The following is a 23,659-nucleotide window of genomic DNA, read 5'->3' as shown; positions in this document are numbered from 1 at the left end:
GTTCGTGCATGCTATACTTCCACCGTGGCTCCAAAGCAGCCATTGATGGCCAGGATTTCTGTTCGTCTCCGGAACCAACGCCGATGGGCAGGTCAGATCGACAGCAATTCAACAGCGGGTCCTTGGACGAGACGGATCAGCTCGCCCTCGGTCGTGAAGCTTACGAAGAAAGGGCGTGGGACGACGCCTATCGGTTCCTCGCGCGCGCCGGCGAAGCGGCTCCGCTCGCAGTAGACGATCTCGAACGGCTGGCGATGTCGGCCTATTTGACCGGGCGCGACGAGGAGTACCTGCGGGCCCTGGAGCGAACCCATCGTGCATATCTCGACGCTGGCAAGTGTCATCGCGCCGCCCGTTGCGCCTTCTGGCTTGGCCTGCGCCTTGTCTTTCGCGGGGAGATGGCTCAGGCGGCCGGCTGGTTTGGGCGGGCGCATCGGCTGCTCGAACGCGAGCCAGATGATTGTGCCGAACACGGTTACCTGATGCTGCCCCACGTCGAACAGCATCTTGCTTCGGGCAACCTTGAAGCGGCATACGCTGCGGCGAGTGGCGCGGTCGAGATTGGCAAGCGCTTTGCGGACGCGGATCTGGTGGCCTGTGCACGGCATTTGCAGGGCCGTGTTCTGTTGCGACAGCGGCGAACCGCGGAAGGTTTCGCGCTCCTCGACGAGGCGATGGTTTCGGTCATGGCCGGTGAATTGTCGCCGCTGCTTACCGGCTTGATCTACTGGAGCGTGATCGAAGCGTGTCAGCAAGTCCATGATCTGGGCCGCGCGCGCGAATGGACCTCCGCCCTGGGGCGATGGTCGCCGAACAGCCCCAGCTGATCAGTTTCAGCGGCACCTGCCTGATGCATCGCGCCGATATCAAGCGGCTCAGTGGCGCATGGCAGGACGCGATCGACAAAGCGCAGCAGGCCGTGGAGCGTTTGACGCAGTCGAACAATCGGAAAGATACGGCTGGGGCGTGGTACCAGCTGGCGGAAGTACACCGCCTTCGCGGAGACTTTGATGCGGCCGAGCAGGCATATCGGAGTGCAAGCCAGTATGGCTTCGAACCGCAGCCGGGCCTTGCCCTGTTGCGGTTGGCTGAAAGGCACGTCGGTACGGCTGCGGCCGCAATCCGGCGCGTCATGGCCGCGACGACCGACCAAGTGAAGCGCATTCGGCTGCTGTCTGCTCACGTCGAGATCATGCTGGCGGCTGGCGACATCGAGGAAGCACGGCGTGCCTGCCACGAACTGGCGGACATTGCAGAAATGTACGGAACCGAACCGTTGCGCGCCCTTGCCTCTCACGCGCGGGGAGCGGTGGAACTGGCAGACGGCGAAGCGCAAGCCGCGGCGATTTGGCTGCGCCGGGCAATCGAGGCGTGGCAGCAAGTCGACGCGCCATACGAAGCAGCGCGCGTAGGTGTCATCATGGGCTTGGCTTGCCGCGCCCTCGGTGACAACGACGGTGCGGTACTGGAGCTGCAGGTAGCCCGGACAGTATTTCAGCAGCTTGGTGCCACGCCCGACGTTTCTCGCATCGATACACTGCTTGACACGCGGCCGGACGAAGCCCGCGGCCTCTCTGCCCGCGAACTGCAGGTTCTCCGCCGGATCGCTTCCGGTAAAACCAACAAGGAAATCGCCAACGAACTGCATTTGAGCGGGAAGACAGTGGACAGGCACGTCAGCAATATTTTCAACAAGCTTGACGTCCCCACTCGCACCGCCGCCACCGCCTGGGCCTACGAGCACCGCCTAGTCTGAGCGCGCCCGGCATGGGTGGAAACACCCATGCCGTCATCGGCGCCATTGGGTGGTTCGCCCGAAGCGCCGCCCTCCCTTCCGCCCTAAGCTTGCACCTGTCGGCTATGGATGCGCGGCGCCTCGGCGCAACTCGCCTGCAGACTGCAGGACGGACTCGGTGATCGCGCGGCAAACATCCGGCCACGATGAAAGGAGGAAGCGATGTCACATACCGATTCTGTGTGGCGCTTTGGACGTTGTGGTTCGGATTGGGGCTCGCGCGAGCCGAGAACAGCGTGTCAACCGCTCGCAGCGCGCGCTCCAGCGCGTGAGCAGCCCAAGCGGCCAGGCGGCACGTGCAAGACGAAATCTTACTATCAACAGGAGGGAGGCCATGATGTCTCACGTTGAAGGTTACACCACCACCCCGGCGGCAATTGAATCGAACCGCATATTCGGAGAAGCTGCCCGCAAGCGCCTGCTCACCGGGCTGCCGATCGCCGAACGGCGGCTCGAAATGGCCGGCATCTCAACCGAGCTACTGGAGGGCGGCGCGGGACCACCGATCGTGCTGTTGCACGGCCCAGGAGAACATGCAGCAAAGTGGCTGCGAATTCTCCCGGAGCTTGTGAGAACACATCACGTGATCGCGCCGGATCTGCCGGGCCATGGCGCGTCTGGGACAATCGAGGGTCCGGTCCATTCCGATCGTGTGCTCGCGTGGCTTGGCGAACTCATCGAACGCACCTGCCCGACACCGCCCATTCTTGTCGGCCAAATTCTCGGCGCCGCAATTGCCGCCCGCTTTGCCGCCAAGCATGGTAACAAGCTCCGCTGCATGGTGCTGTCGGATGCGCTCGGCTCGCGCCGTTTCAGCCGGCGCCTGAATTCGGTGCGGCGCTCGCCGCGTTCATCACGGAGCCAAGTCCGGAAAACCATGACCGCCTCTGGCAGCAGTGCGCCTTTGACCTCGACGCGCTGCGCAATCATATGGGCGAGAGCTGGGAGCGGCTGCAAGCCTACAATCTTGATCGCGCGCAGGCACCAGAGTTGAAGCCGACCCAGCAAAGCCTGATGGAGCAATTCGGATTTCCCGCAATCCCATCAGAAGAACTGGCACGCATCAGAATCCCGACCTTCCTGATCTGGGGGCGGCACGATCTTGCCACCCCATTGCCTGTAGCGGAAGCCGCGAGCGTCCGTTTTGGGTGGCCGCTCCACATTATCGACGGCGCGAGGCCGAATCCGCGGTTCCTCAGGCGCTGCCGGACACACGCGAGGCTTGGGACCGAATTGCCTCGGGTTACGATCGGACGAATACCGAAACACAGATCTGGCTTGGCAATGAGAGTCTGGTCAGGGCAGGGCTCCGCCCCGGCAGGCGCTTTCTCGACATTGCATCCGGCAGCGGCGCGCTCAGTATTCCGGCAGCTCGGATCGGTGCCGAGGTGGTCGCTGTCGACCAGTCTCCCGTCATGCTCCGCCTGCTGCGAGAGCGCGCCAGCCGGGAAAGCCTGGAAATCGACACCCGCGTAATGGACGGGCATGCGCTTGCCTTTGACGAGGACAGCTTCGACGCCGCGGGATCTCAGTTTGGGGTCATGCTCTTTCCCGACATGCCGAGGAGCATTCGGGAGATGACGCGGGTTGTCAAACCTGGAGGGCGGGTGCTGGTCATTGCCTATGGCGACCCGCATCAAATCGACTTCCTCGCATTCTTGGTCGGGGCCGTTCAATCAGTACGCCCGGGGTTTAATGGTCCGCCGATGGACCCGCCGCCACTACCGTTTCAGCTCAGCGATCCGGAGCGGCTTGCCCGCGAGCTGGCGAAGGCCGGACTGAAGGACGTCACCGTCGAGACGATCACCCGAAAGCACGGCCTTCAACTCAGGTGCTGAGCTATGGGACTGGATCGTGTGGAGCAATCCAATTGTCGAGGAAGTGCTTGGCAGCCTCGCGTTGAGCGAAAGCGAGCGCGGAGTCATTCGCCAGACGCTCGACCGCATGGTGCGCGACCGGGCCGGCGATGACGGCTCGGCCATCCTGAGAAACCCCGTCAATATTGGCATCGGGACCAAGTGACCGCGCGGCCATTGATGGCGCGACGCTCGCGCCTCGGCCACGCCGTCGCGGGACGACGGAACGAGGTATACGATGTAGCGCCCGACCTTCTGGCGCACATCTCGCCGCTGGCCTGGGCGCACATTTTTTACTGACCGGCTAGTATCTGTGGCCGAAGGAGCAGAACGCTTAGAGGGCCATTTCGCCCCTACCGGAACCGACCCCTGGTGGGGAGGCGCCGGGAAAAACGCCTCAGTCGGCGGTCAGCACCACCTTGACGCTCTGCGAGCGGTCGGCGGCCAGGGCAAACGCATCGTAGGCCGAGGAGAGGGGGCGTTCGGCGGTCACCAGCTTCAGGACATCTATATCCCCGCTGACGATGAGGTCGACCGCTTCGTTGAATTCCGCGCCGAAACGAAACGTGCCGTTCAGATTGATTTCCTTGGCCATCACCGCATTGGCGGCCACCGGGATCTGACCACCCGGCAGATTGCCGACCTGAACGACCGTGCCGCCGCGCCGGACGCTGGCGATCGCAGCTGCGAGACCCGCGGCGGTGCCTGAAATCTCGAACGCGACATCGATCAACTTGTCGGCCGCGAGCGCCTTGAGTTCGTCATCGCCGCCGAACACGTTGACCGTCCTGTTTGCTCCAAGTTTGCTGGCGAAGGCGAGCGGCGCCTCGGCTATGTCGGCGACGGTGAGCTCGCCACAACCCTTGAGCCTGGCGGCGAGCATGGTCAGGAGCCCGATGGGGCCGGCGCCGATCAGGATGACGTTGCGGCCGGCGATGTCGCCGGCCCGCGCCACGGCATGCAGGCTGACGGCGAGCGGTTCGGCAAGTGCCGCCGCCTGGTAGGCAACAGCATGCGGGACTTTGATGCATTGCGCCGGCGTGGCATCGAACACGCTGGCAAAACCGCCTTGCATGTGCGGCGTTTTCGACGCCGAGCCCATGAAATAGATGTTTTCACAGAGATTGGCGCGGCCCTCTGCGCATCGGGCGCATTGTCCGCACCAGCGCGACGGGTTGACCGCCACGCGATCACCGACGGCAAGTCCTGGCGCGTCCGCGTTGATTTCGACGATCTCTCCGGCGACCTCGTGGCCGAGCACGAGCGGCGACGTGACGACAAAGTCGCCGGTCCGCGCGTGGCGGAAATAGTGCAGGTCGGAACCGCAGATGCCGCCGGCGCCGAAGCGCACGCGCACCATTCGGGGCGCGAGGGGGCCGAGCGGGTGCTCGACGACGCGCAGATCCTCAGGGCCGAACAGCGTCGCGGCGACTGGACTGTCGATCAACGGATCAGCCCCATTTGCGTCGGCAGCCACAGCGAGATGGCGGGGACAAAGGTGATCAGGATCAGCGCGACGATCAATGGCACGAGCCAGGGCAGAATTGCCATGGTCGTACGTTCGACCGACAGCTTGGCGACCCGCGAGAGGACGAACAGCACCATGCCGAGCGGCGGATGGAGCAGACCGATCATCAGGTTGAGCGTCATGATCAGACCGAAATGCACCGGATCGATGCCGTAGAGAACCACGATCGGCAGGAGGATCGGCACAAGGATCGTGATGGCGGCGATCGTGTCCAGAAAACAACCGACGACCAGCATCAGGATGTTGACCAGGATCAGGAACACCCATTTGTTTTCGGTCAGCGATGTGATGAAGACCGAGAACAGCTGCGCCGCCTGGCTGACCGTGAGCAACCAGGCGAAGATCGATGCTGCGGTGACGATGAAGAGGACCGACGCGGTCGTCTCGATCGTGTCGAAACTGGCCTTGGCGAGGGCTGAAAGTGTCATCGTCCGATAACGCACAAGCCCGAGAAACAACGACCAGATGACGGCGGCCATGGCCGCTTCGGTCGGCGTGAACCAGCCCATGGTCATGCCGCCGATCAGGATGATCGGTGTCATCAGCGCCATGACGGCGGAAAAGTCGAAATACCAGTCGCAGGCGATCAGGACGACGAGCACGATGCCAACAGCAATGTTGAGCGACAGTCCCGTCTGGACAAGGACATAAACGGCCAGCGGAAAGCAGCACACGACGGCGACCTCGATCGAGGCGGCGGCGAGCCGGTTCAGTTTGAACGGCGTGTCCGAACCCCAGCCCCGGCGGTGGGCGAAGATCGCGACCGTCACCATCATCAGCGCCGTCATGACGACGCCGGGCAGGATGCCGGCCATGAACAGCGCGCCGATCGAGACGTTGGCCATCATGCCGTAGATGACGAAGGGCAGCGACGGCGGGAAGATCGGGCCGAGCGTCGAGGAGGCGGCGGTGACGCCGACCGCCGCCTCGACGGGATAGCCGTGGTCCTTCATCGCCTTGATCTCGATGGTGCCGATGCCGGCGGCGTCGGCAAGGGCTGCGCCCGACATGCCGGCGAAGACCACCGATCCGATGATGTTCACCTGCGCGAGGCCGCCCTTCATCCAGCCGACAAGCGCCAGCGCGAAGGAATAGATCCGCCCGGTGACACCGGCGATGTTCATGAGGTTGCCGGCAAAGATGAAGAACGGCACGGCAAGCAGCGGAAAGCTCTCGACACCGGCGATCATGCGCTGCGCGGCGATGATGTCAGGCGCCACGCCATAGAAGACGAGATAGAGCAGCGACGACACCGCCATCGACACAGCGACAGGCACGCCGACCAGCATCAGGACGAGAAAGGCTCCGATCAGAAGCAGCATGGCCTATTCCCCCAATCCGTCGAACGCGGCGGGGCGCTCCAGCGCCGAGTAGCCACGGCGAATGTTGCCGATGAAGACCTGGATGGCGCGCAGCATCATCAGCACGAAACCGGCGAAGACGGCGTAGAAGACGACGTTGCGCGGCAGGTTGATGGTGACCATCCGCTCGCGGTGGACGATCCCGACATAGCGCCAGAGGAGCCAGGACATGTAGGCGAAGAAGCAAATGGTAATCACATTGACCGCGAGCGCCAGGTAGCGCCCGGCCCCAGCGGGGAGATAGTGATAGAGCACGTCGACGTGGATGTGGCGCGTGGTGCGCGTGCACATGACCGAGCCCAGGAAGACCACGACGACGAGGCAGTTGATGGCGATCTCCTCGGTCCAGGCAAAACTGTTGTTCATGACGTAGCGCGTAAAGAACTGCAGGAACACGCAGAACGACATGCCCCAGAACACGGCGAGCGTGACCCAGTCCTCCACCGCGTATCGCGACAGATCGATGGGCGGCGCTTCTTCCTCGAAGGCATGCGCCAGTTCTTCTGCTGTAACCTGGGTGTGGACCTCTTGGGTCATCGGCAAGCTCCGGGCACTGTTGGACAGCGGGCTCGACAGACCCGACGCGCTTGTCGCGCCGGGCCCGGATCGATGCGGGCTTACTTGACGGCGCGGATCGCCTCCCAATCCTCCTTGCGGTAGCCGAACTCCTCGAACGTCACCTTCTCCATCACGTTCTTTTCGAAATCGGCGCGATCGACTTCGGTGACGGTGAGACCGCGCTCCTTGAAGGTTTCGACCAAAGCCTTCTCGCGATCGACGATGATCTTGGTCGCTCGCGCGGCGGCTTCCTGCATCACCTCGGTGAAGATCGCCTTGTCCTCGTCCGACAATTGCGACCAGCGCGATTGCGACACGAGCGTGTTGAGATGATCGACGATGTGCCCGGTCAGGATAATGTGCTTTTGCACTTCGTAGAATTTTTTGGCGTCGATCGTCGTCAGCGGGTTTTCCTGCGCTTCCACCGTACCCTGCTGCAAGGCGAGATAGACCTCGGCGAAGGCGATCGGCGCGGTGTTGGCACCGCAGGCGCGCGGCATGGCGAGATAGGCCGGCACATCAGGCACGCGGATCTTCAGGCCCTGCATGTCGGCGCATTTCTCGATCGGCCGGTTGGAGGTCGTGTGACGCGTGCCGTAGTAGGTGGTCGCGGTGATGTGATGGCCGGAGGCCTCTTCGAAGCCGGCGGTCAACTCCTTGTATTTGGCGCTCTTGGTGTAAGCGAGCAGGTGATCCGCGTCGCGGAAAGTGAACGGGAAGTAGGTCACGCCGATCGGCGGGTATTCGCGGGCGGCGAAGCTCGATCCGGAGATGATGATGTCGACCGTGCCGAGGGTCAGCCCCTGGTTGATGTCGGCTTCCTTGCCGAGTTGCGAAGCCGGGAAGACGTCGATCGTATAGCGGCCGTCGGTGCGCTTCTTGATCTCCTCTGCCGCCCACACCGACTCGGTGTGGAAGGGTTCGGACGTTTCGTAGACATGGGCCCATTTCAGCGCGGTTTGTGCAGAGGCCGAAGCCATGGGCAGAGCGATTGCGGCGATCGTGCCGAGCAGAACGGCGTATTTCCTCAACATCATATTCCTCCCTGTGAATGGATTGACGGTGCCGACAGGACCCTCCCGGTCGGCTGACTCCTATCCCGCGACCTCCCTGGCCGCGGATTTCTCACCGAAATTGCGTGAGAATCTCAGTTGCGACTGACGCAGATGTTCTTGCATGGCGGCCTTGGCCCGTTCAGGGTCGCGCGCCGCGATCGCGTCGCGCACGGCGCGATGCTCCTCCGCGGCGGCCCGCCAGGACTCCCTGTTCTCGAAATAGCTCGACAGGCGTTCGAAATATGGGTTCATGCGCTGGTCGAAGAGCTCGCCAATGCAGCGCACCAGCACGGCGTTTCCGAGAATGCCCGCCACTATCGTATGGAACTCGCGGTCGAGCGCGATCGTCATCCTGGTCGGGCGAGGTATGTCCTCCATGCGGCGCAGCACGTCGTCCATATGTTCGATGTCGATCGGCCGGGCATGGAGGGCGGCTTCGGCGGCGATCGCGCCTTCGATGAACTCGCGCGCCCGCAACAGCTCGAACGGGCCTTCATCCATTTCTGCCGTCAAAATTTCGGCGCGCGGCGGTTCGGTGACGTAGATGCCCGAGCCGACGCGAATGCGTATGCGCCCCTCGACCTCGAGCGCGATCAGCGCTTCACGGACGGTTGGGCGGGAGATGCCAAGCTGATCGGCCAGCTCGCGCTCGGTCGGCAGCCGATCGCCGACTGCGAACTCACCCGCGTCGATCAGCTGCCTGAGCTGATCGGCGATCTGTCGGTAAAGTCGACGCGGTTCAACGGCCTGGATCGGCATTGTTACCCAGTTCTACTTCAACGGAATCATCTGGCAGATCCCGGATCGGTAAATTGGTCTGACCTATTGATCGAAACCTGCCGCGAAAAAGGCTGAGAGTCAAGTAGCAGAGAACGCCGATGGGAACCCATTCTCCGTGACTTTCTTGCAAACGACGGATCGGCCATGGCTGGACGGCAACTCTTGAACTTCCAGCAGCTGGAAGGATTATCGCGTGGTTTCCGCCGGCGGACAGCCGAATTATTTCACCATCAACGGCCGCGCCTATCCTTCGAGGGACACGATCAGGATGAAAGTCGGCGAAACTCTGAAAGTGCGCTTCATCGGCACCAATGTGCCACTTGTGGCAGCGGATCATGCAGAGGCGACTTCCGGCACCGTAGCATATCTCACCTGCGCAATGAGTATAGACTGAGAGGGGGCGCCAGGGCAGCTAGGGGAGCCGTGTCATCGAGCCAGTGGATAGGCCTGCGGCGACTTCCGATATGCCTCTTCACAACGCGGCGAACAAAACCATGGCCCTTCTGGGGCGGCCCGTCGATAGGATGCATACGGAGCATGCATCTTGCACACTGGATCGATCCAGGCCGGGTCAGGCGAGGGGGCAAGTTCGATCTCGTAAAGAGGGATTTCATCAGCTACCGACCGCAGCGCCACCTCTCCAAGATCCCGCACCAAGATGCCTTTGGCGGCAGCGGCGTCGGCAATGGGTTGAGTCGCAAGCAATTGACCGGGGGACGCAAGCGCAGCAATACGTGCCGCTATGTTGACGGTCGATCCAAACAGATCACCTGCCCTGCGGATGACCGGTCCATGGTTCAGCGCCGACCGGGTGAGCGGAAGGCGCGGTTCTTCCCGGCATGCCTGCAACAGCGTTCCAAGCGCCTGGATCGCTAACTCCGGCTCCGGAAACGAGAGCATCGCTTCATCCCCGATCCACTTGATCGGAGGCTCGTAGCCAGCAAGCGCCTCGCGGACCATGCTCTCGAAAATCTCGAGCACATCGATTGCCGCTGCATCTCCATAAACGTCCGCGATGGCGCTAAAGCCCGCAAGATCGATGAATGCCACCGTAGCCGAAGCGCCGACGGAACTCTGCGTCTGGCTCATATCCCTGTCCATGCGAAGTTATTTAGCGCCTGTAACACGGTTTCGCGAATCTCGGACGCGATCGTCAGAGCTCCAGGGCGTCGGTACGCCACACCGCAGACCTCCCTTCGAGTGAAATTGGAGAAGGCGTTAGCCGCCTGTTTCCTCGGGAACACTTTGGTCTCGCAACGTGTTTTGCCGCGTGGCAAAGGCGAAAGGGAGCGTGAACATGCGCGCAGTCATCATTGGTGCAGGCATCGCCGGACTTGCAGTTGCCAGGGGCCTGCGACTCCTCGGATGGGAGACCGAGATTTACGAGCAGGCGAGCGAACTGAAACCTCTGGGTGCGGGTCTCAGTCTCAGCGCCAATGCGCTTCGTGCCCTTCGTACGCTCGGCCTATATGAAGCGGTTGTGGCCGAGGCGCAGCCAATACACAGACTCGACCTTCTCGACGACAAGGGACAAGTTCTCCAATCCACGGATTTTCAGCGCTTCAGTCAGCTATATGGTCACCTCAGCATGGCCGTGCTGCACCGTGGCGATCTCCACAAGGCCCTTCTTTCGGAACTACCGCGTTCTGTCATCCGCACCGACATGGAATGCGTGGATGCACGGCAGGTTGGTGAGAATATTGCCCTGCGCTTCGCAAATGGGGAGATTGTGGAAAGCGAGCTGGTGCTCGCTTGCAATGGCATTCACTCCGCGGTTCGTAGGGCGCTGTTTCCGCAGTCGCGCGAGCATTTCGCCCGCTACACCTGCTGGCGCGCCATCGCGCCCGGTTTCCCGCAAGGAATGGACCCGACGCGTCTTACCGAAAGCTGGGGGGCCGGAAAACGCATCGGCCTGGCCGCGATCCCCGGCGAAAGGATCTACTGGTTTGCTTGCTGTGGCGCGAATCACCGGGACGACCCCAAGCTGGCTCAGGCCGATCTTGCAGAAGTGCAGGCGATGTTTTCCGGATTTCACCAGCCAGTCCCGGAGGTCCTTGATCGGACACCGGCGGACTCGCTGATCTGGACGGATATACTCGATCTCGATCCAATGCCCTCGTTTACGCACGGAAAGGCGGTTTTGCTTGGCGACGCCGCGCATGCGGTGACGCCCGATCTGGGACAAGGAGCCGGACTTGCGATCGAAGACGCGGCCGTTCTTGCAGCGTTGTTCGGGCGGCTTCCGACCGACCGGGCCATCCGCGAGTATGACAAGCGCCGTCTCAGCAGGGCACATAGGGTCGCGGCTGAATCGCGCCTCTATGCGAAAGTGGCGCAGTGGCAGAACCCGCTTGTCGTCCCGCTACGCAACTTGCTGGTAAAGAGCATACCGGAGCGTTTCATGGACCGGCAGCTCGAGGCGGTTCTCGATATAGATTTCGAGCCTGTCAGGGTCGCCGCCTAGCGCCGGCGATTCCAACGCTCAGCGGCGAGCGAAGAGGCGTCTATCTCGAAACCTCCGTGTAAGCGAAAGCTGCAGCCCCCTGCGGCAAACCTCGGAGACGCGGGCCGTGGCAGCAGAAGGCGGAATCATTTCGCAGAAAGCCACTTGACCTTCCAGTAACTGGAAACCGTAGTAGGTAGCGGAGTTGCCTGTTTAGGAGTGCTCCATGACCAACCATCACCATGATGCCGCCCACGCTGGCGCCTCCCATGGCTCGTGCTGTTCCTCACGCCCGCCGGCTGCTACGTCGGTCGCCGTCACCCGCGACCCTGTGTGCGGCATGACAGTCGATACGGCGGCGGGAAAGCCGTCGGCGACCTTCAACGGCCACAATTATCATTTCTGTTCGGAAGGCTGCCGGACGAAATTCTTGAAGGAGCCGGAAGCCTTTCTGACGGCGACCGATCCGGTTTGCGGCATGAAAGTCGAGCGGGCCACGGCAAAACACTTCGTGCGCCACGAAGGTAAGGGTTTCTACTTCTGCTCGCCTGGTTGCAAGGCCAAGTTCGACGCCGACCCCGGAAAATATCTGAGCGGCCAGCCGGCGCCGGAACCGATGCCGAAGGGCACGCAATATACCTGCCCGATGCATCCCGAGGTCGTCCGCGACAAGCCCGGCGCTTGCCCGATCTGCGGCATGGCGCTGGAGCCGATGGGTGTGCCGACCGGCGACGAAGGTCCCAATCCGGAACTCGTCGACTTCACCCGCCGCTTTTGGGTAAGTGCCGTCCTGTCGATCCCGCTGCTTCTGATCACCATGGGACCGATGCTGGGTCTGCCGTTCCGCGACTGGCTCGGCGAACATCCGGCAGCCTGGGTTGAGTTGGCGCTGGCGACCCCGGTGGTGCTCTGGGCGGCGATCCCCTTCTTCCATCGCGGCTGGGAGTCGATCGTCAACCGCAGTCCGAACATGTGGACGCTGATCTCGATCGGCGTCGGCACGGCCTATGTCTACAGCGTCGTGGCGACGTTGTTCCCGGATATCTTCCCGCACCAGTTCCGCGGCCATGGCGGCACGGTCCCGGTCTATTTCGAGGCAGCCGCGGTGATCGTTGCGCTGGTCTTTCTCGGCCAGGTGCTGGAGTTGAAGGCAAGGGAGCGCACCGGCTCGGCGATCCGCGCGCTTCTCGACTTGGCGCCGAAGACGGCCAGGCGAATTGCGGCGGACGGTTCGGAGGCAGACGTGCCGCTCGATGAAGTCAAGGCCGGCGAGCGGCTCCGCGTGCGCCCCGGCGACAGTGTGCCGGTCGACGGCACGGTGCTCGAAGGCCGCTCCTCGGTCGACGAATCGATGCTGAGCGGCGAACCTGTCCCCGTCGAGAAGACGCAAGGCGACTTTGTGACCGGCGGCACGCTCAACAAGAACGGAACGCTGGTCATGCGCGCCGAAAAGGTCGGCGCCGATACGATGCTGTCGCGCATCGTCGAAATGGTTGCCAAGGCGCAGCGCAGCAGAGCGCCCATCCAGGGACTTGCCGACCGCGTCTCCTATTACTTCGTGCCTACTGTCGTTCTGGTCGCCATCGTCGCCTTCATCGTCTGGGCCATCTATGGGCCTCAGCCGAGCATGGTCTTCGCCATCGTTTCGGCCGTCTCGGTGCTGATCATCGCCTGTCCCTGCGCGCTTGGGTTGGCGACGCCAATGTCGATTATGACCGCCACGGGACGCGGCGCGCAGGCTGGCGTGCTGATCAAGGAGGCCGAAGCGCTGGAGCGCTTCTCCAAGGTCGACACGCTGATCGTCGACAAGACCGGCACGCTGACCGAGGGCAAGCCCAAGTTGACCGACGTCGTCGGGTTCGATGGCTTTGACGAGGCCGAACTTCTCGGCCTTGCCGCCAGCCTCGAGAAGGGTTCGGAGCACCCGCTTGCCGAGGCGATCGTCGATGGCGCGCGGGAGCGCGGCGCGACCGTCGAAGACGCAGCGGATTTCGAGGCCGTCACGGGCAAGGGCGTCACGGGAACGGTCAAGGGCCGCGCCGTTTCGCTCGGCAATCAGGCGCTGATGGACGATCTGGGCATCGGCCTGGAGGTGGCGAAGGAGCGTGCCGACGCGCTGCGTTCCGACGGCAAGACGGTGATGTTCGTCGCGGCCGACGGCAGGCTTGCCGGTTTCGTCGCCGTGGCCGATCCGATCAAGGCGACGACGGTGGAAGCGATCCGCGCCCTGCATGACAGCGGACTCAGGATCATCATGGCGACAGGCGACAACGAGCGCACAGCGAAAGCGGTGGCGGCGAAGCTCGGCATCGACGAGGTGCGCGCCGACATGCTGCCGGAGAGCAAGAAGGCGCTGATCGACGAACTGCATGCGAAGGGCGCGGGCGTCGCGATGGCCGGCGACGGCGTCAACGACGCACCGGCGCTGGCGGCGGCCGATGTCGGCATCGCCATGGGAACCGGCGCCGATGTTGCGGTCGAGAGCGCCGGCATCACGCTGGTCAAGGGCGACCTCAACGGCATCGTCCGGGCGCGGCGGCTGTCGCAGGCGACGATCCGTAACATCAAGCAGAACCTGTTCTTCGCCTTCGTCTACAACGCACTCGGCGTGCCGGTAGCGGCGGGCATCCTCTACCCGATCTTCGGCACGCTGCTGTCACCGATGATCGCGGCAGCAGCAATGAGCCTTTCGTCGGTTTCCGTGATCGGAAACGCGCTGCGACTTCGTTCCTTGAAGCTTTGAGGTCAGACCATGAACATAGGAACTGCCGCAGAAAAGTCCGGCCTGCCGCCAAAGACCATCCGATACTACGAAGACATCGGTCTTCTTAGGCCTGATCGTGCCGACAACGGGTACAGGGATTATTCGACGGCCGACGTGCATCGACTGCGCTTCCTGCAGCGGTCCCGAAGCCTTGGCTTCTCTGTGGAGGAATGCCGACAACTCCTTTCGCTCTACCGCGACAAGGAGCGCGAGAGCGCGGATGTGAAGGCCATAGCGGAAGCCAAGCTCGCCGAAATCGACCGGAAACTTGCGGAACTCGCCGGGCTGCGGGACATGCTTCGGCATCTGGCCGACCATTGCAACGGCGATGACCGACCTGATTGCCCGATCATCGACGGGCTTGCTGGACACGGCACGGTTCAGTGAGGCGCGTCCCCATCATTGCAGCAGTCCTTGTCATCGCCGGGATCGCCGCCGGGACGGCGCTCCCGAAGACAGCCGTCGCCCCAGTCGTCGCCGAGCGCCAAGCGTCGATGAAGGCGATGGCGAGCGCCGCCAAGACCATCTCCGAAATTTTTGCCGGCAAGGTGGCCTACGATGCCGCAGCCTTCAAGGCGGCAACCGAAACCATTCGCCGCCGGTCCGGAAGTGCCATGGTGGACGCATTTCCAGCGGGCTCGCTTGGCGAACCCTCGGCCGCTAAGGCGGATATCGGTCAGTCCCAAGAAGAATTCGCCGCGCTCGCTCGCCATCTCGAAAGCCTGGCTGCGGCGCTGTCAGATGCGGCTGACGATGCGCCCGAAGGCATTACGGAAGCCATGAGGATGAAACCCGGAATGGCAATGGGCAGCAGCCTGCTCGGAAAACGGGCTGGCGCCGCGGCCGATTCCGATCCTTCGAAGATCCCAGCCGAACACGTATTCCATCTGATGCTGCAGAACTGCACGAACTGCCACGCCAAGTTCAGGGAGAAACGGCAGTAGGCAAGGCATCGACTTCACCCGATGCCGGAGGTGACATTGACGACAATCGACAGGAATCCTGCAATGTTCGTACAGCCCGTCGACTACTTCCTCGCAGTCTGGTTCGTTCTGGCGGGCCTGAGCACGGCCTATGTTGCGTGGGACCAGTTCCGCAACAACCCCGAACCCGTGGTGATGAAATGGGGTTTCATCCTGGTCACGCTTTATATGGGGCCGCTGGGGCTGCTGATCTACGTGCTGGCCGACAAGGAGCCTCGGCCAGGCGAACATGAGGCGTTCACCAAACCGCTCTGGAAGCAAGGCGTCGGCTCGACGATCCACTGCGTCGCCGGAGACGCCACCGGGATCATCCTTGCTGCGGCAATCACCGCCGCTCTCGGGCTGCCGATGTGGATCGATCTTGTTGTCGAGTACGTTGCCGGTTTCGCATTCGGCCTGTTCATCTTCCAGTCGCTGTTCATGAAATCGATGATGGGCGGCACCTACTGGGAGAATGTCCGCAAGAGCTTCATGCCGGAATTCATCAGCATGAATTTCATGATGGCGGGCATGGCGCCGATCATGAGCTTCCTGATGATGGGCAGCGACATGCGGGCCATGGAACCGACCGAGCTCCTGTTCTGGGGCGTGATGTCGTTCGGCGTGATCGTTGGATTCGTCACCGCATATCCCGCCAACATATGGATGGTGGCCCGTGGACTGAAGCACGGGCTGATGACCGAACGCGAACCGGAGCTCGACAAGGCAAGGGAAGGCAGGCGCGAGCACGCACATAGCGGCGCGAAAGCCGGGATGGTGGGGCAACACGCTTACGCGCGCCTCGATGAACATGCCAAGCCCAGACATGCCAACCCAGGCGGTAATCCCGGGCCTGGCCATCATGGATCCGGCCATGGCTCCTCCCACGGCGATGGGGGAGGAGGGTTGCGTGGTTCGCATGGCGGTCACAACGGTATGGAACCGGATGCAACTGTGCCGCAACTCGCGGCCTTCGGCGGCGTGTCCGTACTCGCGCTGGCGCTCGGCATGATCGCTCCGGCCAACTGGGTGAACCTCACCCTCAGCGCGCGAGACGTAGGCGGCGCCATCATGCCGCCCGGCATGATCATGGACCGCGACACGCCGGCTGCAGCGATGCTGGACATGGCCGCCGTGCATCCTCGCCTGATCACGGCCAGCCATGGCTTGGAGGTTCGCGGCGACCGGGAACTGGAAGCCAGGATGGAGAACGGGGTAAAGGTGTTCGACCTGGAAACCTCGGTCATCCGCTGGGCGATCCTGGCGGACGTGAAAGTCGACGCCTATGCGATCAACGGCCAGGTTCCCGGCCCACGGCTGCATATCCGGCAAGGCGACCGGGTGCGCATCAACGTCACGAATCGCCTGCCGGAGAGTACGACCATCCATTGGCACGGGTTGATCCTGCCGAACGAAATGGACGGCCCGGCCGAGATCACGCAGGAGCCGATCCCGCCCGGCGGCAGCTACCGATACGAATTTACGGCAGGCCAATCGGGAACCTACTTCTATCACTCGCATGACCATGTCGATCGCCAGCAGGCGCTCGGACTCTACGGTGCACTCATCATCGATCCCGCCAATCCCCAGGACGAGATTGCGGCAGACCACGACTATGTTATCCAGCTTCAGGAATGGCTGATGCGGGAGGGCCTGACTTTTCCGTCGATGCCGATGGACGGCGGGCAGCCGAATTATTTCACCATCAACGGCCGCGCCTATCCGTCGACGGACACGATCAGGATGAAGGTCGGCGAAACTCTGAAGGTGCGCTTCATCGGCACCAATAATGGGTTTATCCACCCTATGCACATCCACGGCGGTCCCTTCGAAGTTGTCGCCCGCGACGGCGAGACCATCCCGGCGTCGGCACGATTCCTTGCCGACACAGTCAACGTCGGACCAGGGCAACGCTACGATGTCGTCTGGCGGGCACGTCGGCCCGGAAAATGGCTGATCCATTGCCATATCGGGCATCATACGACCAACAACAATGTCGAAGATAAGGGCGGTGGCGGACTGATGGTCGTAATCGATGTGCAACCCTGAAGCCCGCTCCGCAAGGCGAAACGTAGATGGATATCCTTGCCATCTACGGCGGCCTGTTTGGTCTTGCCTTCGCTGCGGCGACCATCCTCCCGGCGCAGTCGGAGGCCGCCCTTGCAGGGCTCCTCGCCATGGATTCGTTCTCGCCCGCAATGCTGGTTCTTGTCGCCAGCCTGGGCAACGTCCTGGGTTCTGTGGTGAACTGGGGTCTTGGTCGAGGGATCGAACGCTTCCGGGACAGGCCCTGGTTTCCGCTGCGTCCCGCGACGCTCAACCGCGCCACGAACTGGTATCGCCGTTATGGAAGGTGGTCGCTCCTGTTAAGCTGGATGCCGATCGTCGGCGATCCACTGACCATGGTCGCTGGGGTTTTGCGCGAGCCGCTATGGAGCTTTGTCGTAATCGTCGCCCTCGCGAAGGTTTCGCGTTATCTGGTTGTCGCCGGAGCGGTGCTGGGCCTGATGTAAAACCGAAATTGCGGACATCGCAGCAGGCGTTGCGTTCACTTTTTGGTTGCAATGCAACAAAGCGGCCGCGGCGACCTTGACAAATCAGACGAACAATTGTCGGAAGGGTGCGATGAGGACTCTTGGTCGAACTACGATCCTAGGAAGCATACCGCTCCGAGCAATGCTGGCGGTCGTGTTCCTGGTCATGTCGGCTCTTCAGCCTGGTCTGTTCGCCGCAGCCAATGCCACGGGTTTTCATGCCGGGGCGGATATTCAGGCCGGGGTGGATCTCCAGGCCGAGACACCCGCACACGATATGGGCCATCAAGGCGCAACGGCGGACGACGCGGACACGTCGGAGCATCATCACGGCGACAAGCAATCCTCTGACAAAACCTGCGAAGTCCATTGTGCACCGGCACATGCGGTGCCGGTCGAATGCCCTGACTTGGAGCATGTTGTCTCCCGCTGCTTTGCGTCGGGCGTTGCCGTGACTTTGCCGCTTGGCGAATACGCAGCGCTGATAAGGCCCCCCAAACACATCTGAACTGACGCGCCCTCTTCGGGCGTTCGCGCGCAGCGTCGGGAATCCGTTCCCGCGCGGCCAAACGCATACGTCATGCTTCAGGTCTACAATGAAAATCGCAAGCTCCGCGATGCTCGCATCGCTGTTAGTTACCGGATGTGCGGCGACCACGCCGCCGGACATCCTTCCCACCTTCAATCCGGCCGATCCGGCAATGGGCGTCCGTGATGCGCACTACCATCCGGTCGTCGTCTATAGCCACCGGGAGCCAGTCGACCCGCAGAATTGGCGGCGTCTCAATGAAGAACGCTCCTCTGCGAACCCGGGAGCCGGATCATGAAGTGCCGGCCCCTGACCATAGCTGCGATGGTAACCATCCCGCTGATCGCTGCCGGATGCACGACAAGCGGGGCCCTTGATGGCATCTCAGCCCCCATGGCTGGTTTCACGACAGTCGCGGCACGTGCCGAATCCGTGACCGGCAAGAAAACCGTCTGGGTGCAATCCAGCGAGGAAGCGCGGACGGTTTCAGAGCGCGTGAAAAGCCTCGTCCAGAAGAAAACAATCGGTCCAGACACCGCGGTGCAGGTCGCCTTGCTCAACAACAAGGGCCTGCAGGCCGCCTACACCGAGATCGGCCTGTCGGCGGCCGACATGTGGCAGGAATCGATGCTCGTCAATCCGACGATCTCGATCGGCATGATCGGCGTCGATCCTGTGCGGACGATTGAAGGAGCGGTGGTCAGCAACATCCTTGCGCTGGCGACTCACAAGCGGCGCATCGCAGTCGCGGATGCACGTTTTCGTCAGGCCCAGCTCCGCGCCGCCGAAGAAACGTTACGACTGGCCGCGGACACGCGGCGGGCCTGGATCAACGCCGTCTCGGCCTGGGAGAGCGTTTCCTATCTGAGCAAGGCGCAAGCCGCCGCCGATGCTGCCTCCGAACTCGCTCAAAAACTTGGAGAGACGGGCGCCTTCACAAAGACCGGCCAAGCCCGCGAACACGTCTTCTATGCCGAGATCACCGGGCAGGCGGCGGAGGCGCGGCTCGCCGCCCGCACCGCCAAGGAAGAGCTCACCCGGCTGATGGGTCTATGGGGACCGGACGTCGATTACTCGGTTCCCAACATGCTTCCAGCCTTGCCCAAAGGCGCCAAGGCCAAACGCGCAATCGAGGCGGAGGCGCTAAGAAGTCGCGTCGACCTTGAGATCGCGAAACTAGAGCTGGAAGCGCTGGCGAAATCCTACGGTCTGACCGAGGCGACGCGCTACGTCAGCGATCTGGAGTTACTTTCCGGTGTGGAGGTGGAACGCGAGGAGTCGGAGGAGGGTGCGACGGAAACGAGTGTCTCACCCACTCTCGAGCTCGAGTTCGTCATTCCGATTTTTGACACCGGCGAGGCACGCATGCGCAAGGCCGAGCTTGGTTACATGCAAGCCGCAAATCGGATGGCCGAAAAGGCGGTCAACATCCGGTCGGAGGCCAGATCCGCCTATGACGCCTACCGTTCGACTTACGACATTGCCCGGCACTATCGGAACAATGTCGTGCCGCTGCGAACAAAGATCGAGGCGGAGTCGCTCCTCACCTACAACGGCATGATCACCAACACGTTCGAGCTGCTGGCGGACACACGCGCGAAAATCAGCTCGATCATGCTTTCCCTCAACGCCAAGCGCAATTTCTGGCTGGCCGACGTCGACCTCGGGACCGCCATCCACGGTGGCGGCGCAGGCTCGCCCGGCGGCGGCGACGCACCGGCAGCAGCCGAAGCGGGCGCCGAAGGCCACTGAACCTCAAGGAGAAGAAAATGCTTTCAAGACGTCAGTTGCTTGGCGCGGGAGCCCTGCTCGCCGGCGCCACTGCATGGACCAAAACGTCCGCGATGGGGCTGCCCGACGCTGCAATCATGGAGTCCCCCGACATGCAGCCTCCGATCTTCCCAACGAGCGGACCGGACTACCAGCCGGTCGTGACGCTCAACGGCTGGACCCTTCCGCAGCGCATGAACAACGGCGTGAAGGAGTTCCATCTGGTGGCCGAGCCGGTCGAGCGCGAGATGTCGCCCGGCATGACTGCCTATCTCTGGGGCTACAACGGTCAATCTCCCGGCCCGACCATAGAGGCGGTCGAGGGCGATCGAGTCCGCATCTTCGTAACAAACAAACTGCCGGAGCACACGACGATCCATTGGCACGGCATGATCCTGCCCAACGGCATGGACGGAGTGACCGGTCTAACCCAGCCCGGCATCCCGCCCGGCAAGACCTTCGTCTACGAGTTCGACCTCGTGAAGAGCGGCACATTCATGTACCACCCGCACGCCGACGAAATGGTCCAGATGGCCATGGGCATGATGGGCTTCTTCGTCATTCATCCCAAAGACCCGAAGTTCATGCGCGTGGACCGCGATTTCGTATTCCTGCTGAACGCCTTCGACATCGAACCGGGGTCGTACGTCCCGCGCATCATGGAGATGACGGATTTCAATCTCTGGGCATGGAACAGCCGCGTTTTTCCGGGGATCAGCCATCTTCCAGTGGCGAAAAACGACCGGGTCAGGGTCCGGGTGGGCAACCTGACCATGACCAATCATCCGATCCACATGCATGGCTACGATTTCGAGGTGACCTGCACCGATGGCGGCTGGGTCCGGCCGGAGGCGCGGTGGCCGGAGGTGTCGATCGACATCCCCGTCGGCGCCATGCGGGCATATGAGTTCGAAGCCAAATACGAGGGCGACTGGGCGATTCATTGCCATAAGTCGCACCACACAATGAACGCCATGGGCCACGACGTGCCCACGTTTATCGGCGTCGACAACTCGAAGGTCACCGACAAAATCCGCCGGGTCCAGCCCGAATACATGGCCATGGGTGACCGCGGCATGGCCGACATGGGCGAGATGGAGATGCCGCTTCCCGACAACACGATCCCGATGATGACCGGCTGGGGCCAATTCGGCGCCATCGAGATGGGCGGCATGTTCTCGGTGGTGAAGGTTCGCGAGGGTCTCGCCTCGAGCGATTACGCCGATCCGGGCTGGTACCAGCATCCGGAGGGAACCGTGGCTTACGAATGGAAGGGGGATGTCCCCGCTCCGACGAAATCAGGCGACGCAAAAACGATGGCCCCGGCAGCGCACGGCGGTCACGGCAAACAGGGATGAGAACCGAAACCCCTCAACCTCAACCATGAGAGAAAGTGCAGCATGAAATATATAATCGCAGCGACCGTTTTGATGGCGGTCAGTTCGGGAGCAGCTCTTGCCGGTGGAACCCACGCTGGAGGCCATGGCGACAAAGCCGCCACGATGCCGATCGGCAGCCCTGGCGAGGCTGGCAAGGCAAAGCGGACCATCAACATCTCAATGTCGGAGAAGGACGACGGAAAAATGTTGTTCCAGCCGGCCGTGCTCAAGGTGAAGAAGGGCGAGACCGTTCGCCTGGAGTTCGTCAACAAGGGCCAAGTCGACCACGAATTCGTCATGGACGTCCATGACGGGATCATGGAGCACAAGGCGCTGATGGAGAAATTCCCCGAGATGGAGCACGCCGATCCCAATTCGATCCGGCTGGCGCCCGGCGCCAGAGGCGAGATCATCTGGACGTTCGCCAACGCCGGCGAATTCGGCTTCGCCTGCCTGATCCCGGGTCACTACGATTCCGGCATGAAGGGCGATATCACCGTCGCCCACTAACCCCCAAATCGCAAAGGAAGCAGTCATGAAGATATTGATAAGAGCTTTCTCGACCCTCGCGCTCGCGCTCGCCATCGGCGGGAGCGCGCTTGCGCAGGAATACGTGAAGGGCGAAGTCGTCAAGGTCGACGCCAAACAGAAGAAGCTGACGATCAAGCATGAGCCGCTGACCAATCTCGACATGCCCGCGATGACGATGGTGTTCGTCGTCGCGGAGGACGGCATGATCGAGAAGGTCAAAGCGGGTCAAGCAATCGAGTTTGCAGCCGACCGCGTCAACGGGCGCATGACTGTGATAGCGATCAAGTAAATGCACGCCATCCGCCGCGGGCTGTGAGCAACGGCCCGCGGCTTGCTTGCCAGCATTCCACAGACTGCTCGAGAATGAACGTGCTGCCTTACATTCACACCGCCAACGTCAGGCAGCTGTTCATTAATTTGAACGAGATCGCCAGAAAGCTTCGCCGCGACCTGCGTATTCGCTTCATATCCCTTCGAATGGTGGCTGTATTTGCAGCAGTCGCAATCACCCTTATCGGTAGCGCTGGCCGCGACTCGATAATCTACGCAGCCATAGCGGCAATCTACTTAATCGTCGTCACGTTCTTGACGGGAATGTTTCTGGCTTTCCGCTTGACGCGGCCGCTCACCTGCTTCGCGGTGCTGGATGCGATCTTCGTAGCTTGTGTGTTGTACGAGCACATACTCGGTACCCCGATCACCAACGATCATGGCTTGACCACTGCAGGCCTGGTTATCCCGTTTATCCTTCTGAGCCATATCGGGATGAACCTGAGCGGTCGCCTAATCATCATCTTCTCGGCGATAGTCCTGACGGCCTGGGTGACAATGCTTGGCTTGATGGCTTTCCGCCACGAGATTGGCGAGCCTGGGACGTTCCTCGACGCGTTCTTCGACCTTGAGCTCGGTCTGGCATTGAGCTTCGGGTTTGCCGCGATCTCGACCTGCCTTCTGGCGGTGGATCACAGCCAAACCCGCAGAAGGGCACTGAAGATAGATCGGTGGCGGCATAATCTGGCGCGTTTTTTCTCTCCTCTCGTGGTCGCGCACCTGCAGGAGGCGGGTAACGCCCTTGATTTGAAGCGGCGTCCCGCCGCGATCATGTTTGTCGACCTGCGGGACTTTACCAGCTACGCCGAGACGACCCCCGCTTCGCAACTGGCTGGTGTGCTGGCGGAGTATCGGCGATTGGTCGCAGGTACAATATTTGCGTTTGGCGGATCGGTCGACAAGTTCATCGGCGATGGCGTCATGGCGGTGTTTGGCCAGCCGACCGCTGCAGAGGACGACGCCGAGCGAGCTCTGGCCTGCGCGGTGGAACTGATTGCGCTCTTGAACGAATGGAAGCCGCTTAGCGACCCCGATGGGTCGGTCTTTCAGGTAGGCATAGGCCTTCACTACGGGACCATCATCGGCGGGGTGCTCGAGAGCGGTTACCATGACGAATTCACTGTCATCGGCGACGCTGTCAACGTCGCGGAGCGACTGGAATCGCTGACCAAGGAGCTCGGCGCTTCGCTCGTCGTCTCTTCGGCGCTGTTGACCCAGACGCAAAAAGGCACCCTGACAGGGCCCTGGATATGGAAGAACGCGGTTGCGCTGAGCGGCCGCCGATTCCCGATAGACCTGGCCTATCTTCCTCGTGAAAAGTATCTTGCCTCGACCGATGCAGGCGCCGTCCGGATATCCGGAAATCGGCAATGGCGCGGCGAGAAACCTTCGGGCACGGCAGCATCCGTCCGGCAACCTGAGTCACCAAGTTGACGGCGGGCCTGAACGGAACCGCGCCCTGGCTGGCGCTGATTCATCGAAGG

At 62.1% G+C, this 23,659-nt stretch carries 24 protein-coding genes; 18 read left to right on the top strand and 6 right to left on the bottom strand.

The genetic code is table 11. The annotated features are described in order from the left end of the window. The first annotated feature begins 122 nt into the window (after nt 1-122). The 5 genes from X738_RS86015 (at nt 123) to X738_RS86005 (ending at nt 3,817) form a co-directional block, all read left to right on the top strand. Nucleotides 123-827, top strand: coding sequence for a hypothetical protein (locus X738_RS86015; RefSeq protein ID WP_198032800.1), 705 nt, complete (start codon nt 123-125; stop codon nt 825-827). Next, entirely contained in the window at nt 803-1,756 is a 954-nt protein-coding gene (locus X738_RS86010) for a helix-turn-helix transcriptional regulator (RefSeq protein ID WP_198032799.1), read from the top strand. The genes X738_RS86015 and X738_RS86010 overlap by 25 nt, the downstream gene beginning before the upstream one ends. A 307-nt stretch (nt 1,757-2,063) precedes the next feature. Continuing rightward, nucleotides 2,064-2,789, top strand: coding sequence for an alpha/beta fold hydrolase (locus tag X738_RS54620; protein ID WP_210163889.1), 726 nt, complete (start codon nt 2,064-2,066; stop codon nt 2,787-2,789). 154 nt (nt 2,790-2,943) lie between these two features. Continuing rightward, entirely contained in the window at nt 2,944-3,633 is a 690-nt protein-coding gene (locus X738_RS54615; RefSeq protein WP_023798560.1) for a class I SAM-dependent methyltransferase, read from the top strand. Nucleotides 3,634-3,649: 16 nt separating this feature from the next. Beyond that, entirely contained in the window at nt 3,650-3,817 is a 168-nt protein-coding gene (locus X738_RS86005; protein ID WP_023798559.1) for a hypothetical protein, read from the top strand. A 231-nt stretch (nt 3,818-4,048) separates the two neighbouring features. On the opposite strand, the gene X738_RS54610 is transcribed toward X738_RS86005, so the two are convergent. From X738_RS54610 to X738_RS54590, 5 genes are all read right to left on the bottom strand, one after another. Next, the gene (locus X738_RS54610) at nt 4,049-5,098 is read right to left on the bottom strand and encodes an L-idonate 5-dehydrogenase (protein WP_023798557.1); all 1,050 of its coding nucleotides are present in this window, start codon (nt 5,096-5,098) and stop codon (nt 4,049-4,051) included. After that, nucleotides 5,095-6,501, bottom strand: a complete 1,407-nt coding sequence (locus tag X738_RS54605) for a TRAP transporter large permease (RefSeq protein WP_023798556.1) — start codon at nt 6,499-6,501, stop codon at nt 5,095-5,097. The genes X738_RS54610 and X738_RS54605 overlap by 4 nt, the downstream gene beginning before the upstream one ends. Before the next feature lie 3 nt (nt 6,502-6,504). After that, nucleotides 6,505-7,077 carry a TRAP transporter small permease gene (locus X738_RS54600; RefSeq protein WP_023798555.1) on the bottom strand — a complete coding sequence of 191 codons (573 nt, stop codon included), beginning with the start codon at nt 7,075-7,077 and terminating at the stop codon, nt 6,505-6,507. Between the two features lie 80 nt (nt 7,078-7,157). Continuing rightward, nucleotides 7,158-8,132, bottom strand: coding sequence for a sialic acid TRAP transporter substrate-binding protein SiaP (locus X738_RS54595; RefSeq protein WP_023798554.1), 975 nt, complete (start codon nt 8,130-8,132; stop codon nt 7,158-7,160). Nucleotides 8,133-8,192: 60 nt separating this feature from the next. After that, the gene (locus X738_RS54590) at nt 8,193-8,912 is read right to left on the bottom strand and encodes a FadR/GntR family transcriptional regulator (RefSeq protein ID WP_023798553.1); all 720 of its coding nucleotides are present in this window, start codon (nt 8,910-8,912) and stop codon (nt 8,193-8,195) included. A gap of 214 nt (nt 8,913-9,126) precedes the next feature. Here X738_RS54590 and X738_RS84670 point away from each other — a divergent pair, with 214 nt between their 5' ends. Then, nucleotides 9,127-9,327, top strand: coding sequence for a hypothetical protein (locus X738_RS84670; RefSeq protein WP_023798552.1), 201 nt, complete (start codon nt 9,127-9,129; stop codon nt 9,325-9,327). Between the two features lie 32 nt (nt 9,328-9,359). Here X738_RS84670 and X738_RS54580 read toward each other — a convergent pair whose 3' ends face one another. Then, nucleotides 9,360-10,022 carry a hypothetical protein gene (locus X738_RS54580; protein ID WP_236391751.1) on the bottom strand — a complete coding sequence of 221 codons (663 nt, stop codon included), beginning with the start codon at nt 10,020-10,022 and terminating at the stop codon, nt 9,360-9,362. Nucleotides 10,023-10,230: 208 nt separating this feature from the next. Here X738_RS54580 and X738_RS54575 point away from each other — a divergent pair, with 208 nt between their 5' ends. From X738_RS54575 to X738_RS54515, 12 genes are all read left to right on the top strand, one after another. After that, nucleotides 10,231-11,397: an FAD-dependent monooxygenase gene (locus tag X738_RS54575; RefSeq protein WP_023798550.1), complete on the top strand. Its 1,167-nt coding sequence runs from the start codon at nt 10,231-10,233 to the stop codon at nt 11,395-11,397. A 205-nt stretch (nt 11,398-11,602) separates the two neighbouring features. Continuing rightward, nucleotides 11,603-14,119, top strand: coding sequence for a heavy metal translocating P-type ATPase (locus X738_RS54570; protein WP_023798549.1), 2,517 nt, complete (start codon nt 11,603-11,605; stop codon nt 14,117-14,119). Nucleotides 14,120-14,128: 9 nt separating this feature from the next. Next, nucleotides 14,129-14,527: a Cu(I)-responsive transcriptional regulator gene (cueR, locus tag X738_RS54565; RefSeq protein WP_023798548.1), complete on the top strand. Its 399-nt coding sequence runs from the start codon at nt 14,129-14,131 to the stop codon at nt 14,525-14,527. Beyond that, nucleotides 14,524-15,084, top strand: coding sequence for a cytochrome c (locus X738_RS54560; RefSeq protein WP_023798547.1), 561 nt, complete (start codon nt 14,524-14,526; stop codon nt 15,082-15,084). Before cueR ends, X738_RS54560 begins: the two co-directional genes overlap by 4 nt. A gap of 63 nt (nt 15,085-15,147) precedes the next feature. Next, entirely contained in the window at nt 15,148-17,151 is a 2,004-nt protein-coding gene (locus X738_RS54555) for a DUF4396 domain-containing protein (RefSeq protein ID WP_023798546.1), read from the top strand. Between the two features lie 26 nt (nt 17,152-17,177). After that, entirely contained in the window at nt 17,178-17,615 is a 438-nt protein-coding gene (locus tag X738_RS54550) for a YqaA family protein (protein WP_023798545.1), read from the top strand. Nucleotides 17,616-17,778: 163 nt separating this feature from the next. Continuing rightward, a complete protein-coding gene (locus X738_RS54545; RefSeq protein ID WP_023798544.1) occupies nt 17,779-18,144 on the top strand; it encodes a hypothetical protein in 366 nt (121 codons plus the stop codon). Nucleotides 18,145-18,456: 312 nt separating this feature from the next. Continuing rightward, complete coding sequence (locus X738_RS54535; protein ID WP_084833677.1) at nt 18,457-19,917, top strand: TolC family protein; 1,461 nt, start codon at nt 18,457-18,459, stop codon at nt 19,915-19,917. 17 nt (nt 19,918-19,934) lie between these two features. Next, a complete protein-coding gene (locus X738_RS54530; RefSeq protein ID WP_023798541.1) occupies nt 19,935-21,293 on the top strand; it encodes a multicopper oxidase family protein in 1,359 nt (452 codons plus the stop codon). A 42-nt stretch (nt 21,294-21,335) separates the two neighbouring features. After that, nucleotides 21,336-21,824 (top strand): cupredoxin domain-containing protein, encoded by a 489-nt coding sequence (locus tag X738_RS54525; RefSeq protein ID WP_023798540.1) that lies wholly within the window; start codon nt 21,336-21,338, stop codon nt 21,822-21,824. Nucleotides 21,825-21,849: 25 nt separating this feature from the next. Beyond that, entirely contained in the window at nt 21,850-22,134 is a 285-nt protein-coding gene (locus X738_RS54520; protein WP_023798539.1) for a copper-binding protein, read from the top strand. 74 nt (nt 22,135-22,208) lie between these two features. After that, on the top strand, nt 22,209-23,609 hold the full coding sequence (locus X738_RS54515; RefSeq protein ID WP_063830532.1) for an adenylate/guanylate cyclase domain-containing protein: 1,401 nt from the start codon (nt 22,209-22,211) through the stop codon (nt 23,607-23,609). Nucleotides 23,610-23,659: the final 50 nt, after the last annotated feature.

Origin of the sequence: Mesorhizobium sp. L48C026A00, from assembly GCF_000502375.1 — a bacterium.
Classification (GTDB): Bacteria; Pseudomonadota; Alphaproteobacteria; order Rhizobiales; family Rhizobiaceae; genus Mesorhizobium; species Mesorhizobium muleiense.
The sequence above is the reverse complement of the archived record's forward strand: the minus strand, read 5'-3'. Positions and strand labels throughout refer to the sequence as shown.